Source organism: Coleofasciculus sp. E1-EBD-02 (assembly GCF_040218245.1).
Classification (GTDB): domain Bacteria; phylum Cyanobacteriota; class Cyanobacteriia; order Cyanobacteriales; family Coleofasciculaceae; genus Coleofasciculus.
This window is the reverse complement of the sequence record NZ_JAVJQN010000014.1, coordinates 39,080-45,079: the sequence shown is the minus strand read 5'-3', so window position 1 is coordinate 45,079 and position 6,000 is coordinate 39,080. Positions and strand designations below refer to the sequence as shown.

6 protein-coding genes are annotated in these 6,000 nt (G+C 46.0%); 3 read left to right on the top strand and 3 right to left on the bottom strand.

The window, feature by feature from the left end; genetic code table 11:
- A partial coding sequence (locus tag RIC07_RS02360; RefSeq protein WP_446393111.1) for a hypothetical protein occupies window positions 1–201 on the top strand: 201 nt, incomplete at its 5' end.
- Between the two features lie 126 nt (window positions 202–327).
- On the opposite strand, the gene RIC07_RS02355 is transcribed toward RIC07_RS02360, so the two are convergent.
- The 3 genes from RIC07_RS02355 to RIC07_RS02345 form a co-directional block, all read right to left on the bottom strand.
- The gene (locus tag RIC07_RS02355) at window positions 328–1,686 is read right to left on the bottom strand and encodes a protein kinase domain-containing protein (RefSeq protein ID WP_446393109.1); all 1,359 of its coding nucleotides are present in this window, start codon (window positions 1,684–1,686) and stop codon (window positions 328–330) included.
- Window positions 1,687–1,971: 285 nt separating this feature from the next.
- Entirely contained in the window at window positions 1,972–2,745 is a 774-nt protein-coding gene (hisA, locus tag RIC07_RS02350) for a 1-(5-phosphoribosyl)-5-[(5-phosphoribosylamino)methylideneamino]imidazole-4-carboxamide isomerase (RefSeq protein WP_446393110.1), read from the bottom strand.
- A 260-nt stretch (window positions 2,746–3,005) separates the two neighbouring features.
- Window positions 3,006–4,685, bottom strand: coding sequence for a transglutaminase domain-containing protein (locus RIC07_RS02345; RefSeq protein WP_446393108.1), 1,680 nt, complete (start codon window positions 4,683–4,685; stop codon window positions 3,006–3,008).
- On the opposite strand from RIC07_RS02345, the gene RIC07_RS02340 reads away from it, so the two are divergent.
- Window positions 4,684–4,815 carry a hypothetical protein gene (locus RIC07_RS02340; RefSeq protein ID WP_446393107.1) on the top strand — a complete coding sequence of 44 codons (132 nt, stop codon included), beginning with the start codon at window positions 4,684–4,686 and terminating at the stop codon, window positions 4,813–4,815. The genes RIC07_RS02345 and RIC07_RS02340 overlap by 2 nt on opposite strands.
- Before the next feature lie 73 nt (window positions 4,816–4,888).
- Entirely contained in the window at window positions 4,889–5,686 is a 798-nt protein-coding gene (locus RIC07_RS02335; RefSeq protein WP_446393106.1) for a DUF928 domain-containing protein, read from the top strand.
- The last annotated feature ends 314 nt before the right edge of the window (window positions 5,687–6,000 follow it).

Here is a 6,000-nt window from a genome sequence, read left to right as displayed (position 1 = left end):
TCTGATGGAACGGTGGTACCATCAGATATAAAGTATCCGAATGATTTAGGGTTATTAAACCAAGCCAGAGTCGCCAGTGAAGAAATAATAGACGACCTGTATGAATCCGTCAAGGGGAAAGCCAATAAAAAACCGAAAACTCCGGTTGAATTTGTGTCTTTTTTTGTTTCTTTCCACAATCAGGTATTTTTCAGCCTTTAATTATGATCAAACCTTATCATTAAGAGGAAATAAAGCCGGAAATATTTATATTGCTTAACAGTTAAACAACTAATTAGTCCATCGGTTATTTTTCTCCGACTTATTCAGCAAGCCCTACCTTATAACTTATAATTCATTTTCCAACGCCCGTTTAAAAGCGGCTGCACTCTTAAAATAGATCTGAGGATTATCGGTAAGCGCTAAATCAATCACCTCCGCTAGTCCCTTGGGAATTCCAGCATCTCGTTGGCGAATCGGTACAGGTTTGTTTTGCAATACAACCCAGAATGGGTCTTGGTTACCAAAATCGCGAGGTAATCTGCCCGTTAACATATAGTACAAACACGCCGCTATTGCCCAAATATCAACATCGGGTTTAGCATATTTAAAGTCAAGGACTTGTTGTCGAGGCATAAAAGCAGGACTCCCCGCATATTGACCACTGCGAGACAACCCACTTAATCCCGCCAAATCAAACGCCTTGACTAATCCATAATCAGCAACTTTGGCAAGACGCCCTAATCCTAAATTGGCAAGAAAGATATTCCCCGGTTTCAGATCACGGTGTACTAATCCCTGCACTTGAGTGTTACCCTTCTTGGCGAGGGTAACAGGACTCTGGATAGAATGGGCATAGTCTAATCCATCCAAGACTTGCAGCGTAATCGACATGGCTTCATTGACCGATAATTTGCCGCCGCGTTGCTGCATTAAGTCCAGAACACTGCCACCATTACAATAATCCATAGTAAAAAAAAAGGAATCCTGGTCGTAACCCAATTCCCGGAGTCGAACAATATTAGGGTGTTGTAAGGCTTTGGTTTTGTCAACCTCCATCAGGAATTGCCTGATTGCATCACTCGGACGCCTGTTGTGCGATCGCATGATTTTGAGGGCGACTAATTCCTCGGTTTGGTCATGATGGGCTAAATAGACGGTTCCTAATCCCCCTTGACCTAATCGTTTCAGCGTTGTGTAGCCACGAATCTTAGGTAGATAAGAGTCACACCCTAACGTCGTCGAAGCGCTTTTTAACCTACTTTCACGGGGTAAGAGAGGTTTCTCACTCGGATCAACACCAATTGTTTGTGATTCAGAGGAGTTCACATCACTGTGGTTTACCCCTTCAATCTTGACGCGCAATACAGTATGGCGAAGCTTGATTTCGTCGCCATTCTTTAAGTCGTACTCTGGAAACTGTATCCTAGCCCCTTCGGTTGGCGTTTGATATCGATGGCGTTTGCCGATAATTTTACCATTAACGTAGGTGCCATGGAGACTACCGAAGTCACGGATACGGATATCGGGAGGATTGATATCCAGCAAACAGTGATAGCGCGAGATAGTCTTGTGATACCGATCATTAGGGAGTCGGGGATTGCAATCTTTGGCGCGACCTAGAATACAAGTCGTGCGATCGCAAAATTCAAAGTTCTCACCTTTGAGACTTCCTGTGATGACTGTGAGGATAACTTTGGCAGACATCTGGGATCATTTATTGAGGAGTCAGGGTTCAGTTAGGAAAAAATGGTTTCTCCTGATCTATTGTTTCCTATTTGCCCTGGCAACCGCCACCTTGATCCTGATTTCCCTGTTTCCTGTAACTAATGAGAAGTTTGAGAGCTACCTGTAGGGGCACGATATTATCGTGCCCTTACCCTAAATGGCGTGTGTACTTATATGTGTCTAGATAACTAGCGTAGGGGAGCAATGCCCAATCGTGAGGTTGGGAACCTGACGATGTAATCTTTGATTCATCGTCGGAGGATATCACGCGAATGAAGATGATCCCAAGTCGGGGGGAATATCCTGAAGGCGTCCTTGTCCCACCGCTTGGATGGCTTCTTTGAGGGAAACATCGCCCGTATACAGGGCGCGACCCACGATCGCACCGATCACGCCTAGGGGTTCCAACGCCAGTAAACTCAATAAGTCTGTAATCGAACTGACACCCCCAGAAGCAATAACCGGAACCGAGACATGGCTGGCTAATTCTCGCAGGGCGTCGCGGTTGGGTCCGGTGAGTGTACCATCCCGGTGAATGTCTGTATAAATAATTGCCGATACACCCAAATTCGCCATTTGCTGTGCCAATTGAGTGGCGGTAATTTCTGAGGTTTCTAGCCATCCCCTTGTGGCGACTTGTCCATTTCGCGCATCAATACCAACAATAATGCGATCGGGAAACTCAGAACACAGGTGTTCGACTAAAGGATGATCTTCAACCGCAGCTGTTCCCAGAATCGCATACTGAACCCCAAGAGAAAGCAGTTGACTAACCCCTTCCTTGTCGCGCAATCCTCCCCCAACTTCTACGGGAACCGATACCGCTTGGACAATGGCTTCGATGGTTTTGGTATTAACCGGATGACCTGCTTTCGCCCCATCTAAATCCACCAGATGTAACCGACTCGCCCCTTGGTCAACCCATTGTTTCGCCACCTCCACTGGGTTTTCACTATAAACTTGCGATCGCGCATAGTCGCCTTGGTATAACCGTACACAGCGACCTTCGAGTAAATCAATAGCTGGAATAACGTTCATATTCGTCATTTGTCATTCGTCATTCGTCATTTGTCATTTGTCATTCGTAAAAAACAGGGCATCAAAACCATGTCCTTGAGTGCATCGAAGGTTCAGTCGGGGCGGATTTAGTTACATCAAGGTGAACTCAAAATGATAATATAGCGGTTTTCATTTGAAAGCACTACACCCTAAACCCCACACCCCACCCTGTCTCTACCAAGGTGTATTACACCCAATCGAGAAGTGCTATGTGAAACCCGCCCCTACATTCGGAAAAACTATTCCCCCGGAGGTGGTAATTCTTCGAGAATTTTGAACCGGACATGATTAATCGCTAGATCCCCAATAGAAACCTCTTCCTTGTTAACTGGAACACCTTTACTGGTCAGGGTTTCAAACGTAATTCCTTTCCCAATTTCTACATGATACCAAGCCAGTCCCATAAAAAATCGAGTCGGGTAAGGTCCACCTTCGCGAGTATCATCGGGATTAGATTCCATGGGAACCCAACCAAATCCTGGTAAGTAAAATTCCATCCAAACATGATTAAAATCAGGTTGTAAGGGAATGTCTCGTTGATCGGGATGGGCGGGACATTTGTAACGACCAACGGTACGACAGGCAATTCCACTGAGACGGGATAGGGCTAATAAGACACCGAGATACTCCCCACAGGAACCAATTCCTCGCGCTAACACCACATCTGGGGTATCGATATGGGGTTTGATTCCGTAAGCGAGTTGGTCATAGACATAATTGCGAATACTATACATTTGTCGCAATAAATTCGTTTCTCGACCCGCAGCGTCAAGGGCGGCGCGGCGGATGATTTCGGTATCCATGGCTAACTCGTCATCATCCACCAAGTAGCGGGATTTGTATTCAAGTGGCAATTCTGGCGTATTTTCTAAATCTCTGGGTGTAATCCGATATTTGATACTCCAAACTTCTAGAAGCGCCTTCCAGCCAAATAAATGCCGTTCTCCGGGGGCGAGGTGATCAAATTTAAACACCGCTACCCGCTGATTGCCTTGGATTTCTTCGGTGAAGGGAATCCCAACGGCTTCAATGGCGCGGATTTTTTGGCGTGCGGTTTCTGAGGGTAAGGCGATGCGCCATTCTACGTCCTGAAGGGCTACGTCCTCTAGGGGGGACAGTTCCTCGACGTAAGACATTTCTATTAAATAGCCATTGGAGAGGGCATAGCGTTCCTCGGCATTGTAGTGAAAGGAGAGGGGATGAATAAACGTGCGATCGCGATACTGTAGTTCGTGGTTGGGTTGAGCGTTGGGATTATCGCGGATGTAGGGTTCTTCGCTTGCATAGGCGACATAGAGAATCTCCTGATTTGTTTGTGGGTTTCGGTAGAAGGTTAAACCCGTGGGATTCTCAAAAGGAGTTAAGACGCTGAAGATAATGTTTCCTGTGGCGCGATCAAGACAATAGACCGTCTGTTCTTCCTGATCCGAGAGCCAAAGTTCCTCATCCCGCACCGTAATGTTCTCCATGCCAATTCCTGGGGCATATAAGCGGGTAATCTCCTGCCCAGTATCCCGACTGTAAATCAGAATATACCCCATTTTTTGACAGGTGATATAGACCGTCGAGTCCTTGAGTGCAACACCATTGGCGGTGTAGGGTAATGTCAGGAAATGCTGAAGCTGAAGATCGCCGTTGAGTTGGCAATAGTATACACTTTCTTTCCGCGTCAACCACAGCGTATCCCCCACGACGGCTAAACCCGTCGCATCGGCAAAATCGAGATCCGGCGAGGAATTCAAAATTTTGGTATCGTCAGTTTGGGGGTTGATTTGCAACAGATAGCCACTCGTGGTATCGATGGCAATCAATTTTTCTCCCCAAAAAGCAATACCCTGTAGGGCAGCCGCCCCAATCGGTCGAATGGTGTGGAACGATTTCAATTTAGGTGACACAGAGGAATCAGGATTAGGAATCATGATCAGTCTATATCAAGATTTAGATTTCAGCGTCGCCATCTATACTCAGGTGGTGTCAATACCCTTCTCATTTAGGCGGATGCTCCGGGTGTGCATCTGCAATATTTTAAATGTGCGATCGCACCTTTGAACATTGGTTGTTATTGGGTAGCCGTTTTCATTCAATAATTTTATTGACAAAAATAGTTTTGTATGTATTTATTATGAAACTCATCCGTTTTTTTCCACACAAACTAGCCATAACCGTTTTAGTAACATTGCTGTTAATCGTGGGGTTGAGCCTGAAAGAGCCAGTTCGGGTACAAGCGCAGTTAAGCAATGCCTCGATCAGTTCTCAGTTACCTGATCAATGGGAATCCGCGCCACTGCCTAATTCTGGTGATTCAGGTCTACAAGATAGCAGCAATTTACCGTTTGCGGGTTGCCTCAGCAGTTATCCCATTGCCTTAGTACCCGCGTCTGGTATGGGACAAACACTGGCGGAGTATCCCACTATCTTTTGGTATCTACCCCGGACAAGGGCTTGGGGCATGGAGTTTAAGTTAACAGATAGTGATAATCGGGAAATTTACTCGACCAAGTATGCCTTTGCCCGTGGCACCTCCAACGATTATCAGGGACAAGATGACCAATTGGTCGTTGGCACGCCCGGTATACTCAGTTTAACCATACCGAGATTAACGGGTAGCTCTCTGCCACTGAAAGAGGATCAGAAGTATGACTGGACTGTAAGAATAATCTGTAACCCCAATGATCTATCCGGTGATGTTTATATGGCAGGCACAATCCGGCGAGTGTCAATTGACCCTACCCTAAGCCGTCGCTTACAGCAAGCACCACCTGAGGAGCGTGTGGTACTTTACGCAAAGGAACGACTGTGGTATGAAGCATTAGGGACGTTGGTGAAACTCCAGCGCGATCGCCCGAATGATCCGGCTGTGATTGCGGCTTGGGACAAACTACTAAAGTCTGTCGGGTTAGATATGATTCTACTCGGCTAAGCTCTAATTTCTGTTCCCCCTGCTTCTAGGGCAGCGCCCTTGGACTTACCGCCTTGGAGGACAAGGGCGAATTCCCCATCTCCCAGGAATTCATGTATTTCACTCAAGTGAGAATAGCTATATCTTTACAAAAGATTTAAATTTTCAGGCGATAGAAGCATGGAAATCAGGAATTGGCTTTAATAGTGATGAAGATTTAGATAAGAGTGGAAACAACGTTCCGGGATTACCCATGTCTAACGTTAAAATATTAACAACTTAAGACAATGGTACTGATATAACCAGGGGTCGTAGTCAGACTAAAAGTGAGCTAG

What these genes read in the sequence shown, in the direction of transcription:
- RIC07_RS02345 (WP_446393108.1), bottom strand. Translation starts at nt 4,685, where the DNA reads ATGATTCCTAATCCTGATTCCTCTGTGTCACCTAAATTGAAATCGTTC.
- RIC07_RS02335 (WP_446393106.1), top strand. Translation starts at nt 4,889, where the DNA reads ATGAAACTCATCCGTTTTTTTCCACACAAACTAGCCATAACCGTTTTA.
- RIC07_RS02355 (WP_446393109.1), bottom strand. Translation starts at nt 1,686, where the DNA reads ATGTCTGCCAAAGTTATCCTCACAGTCATCACAGGAAGTCTCAAAGGT.
- hisA (WP_446393110.1), bottom strand. Translation starts at nt 2,745, where the DNA reads ATGAACGTTATTCCAGCTATTGATTTACTCGAAGGTCGCTGTGTACGG.
- RIC07_RS02340 (WP_446393107.1), top strand. Translation starts at nt 4,684, where the DNA reads ATGATCAGTCTATATCAAGATTTAGATTTCAGCGTCGCCATCTATACT.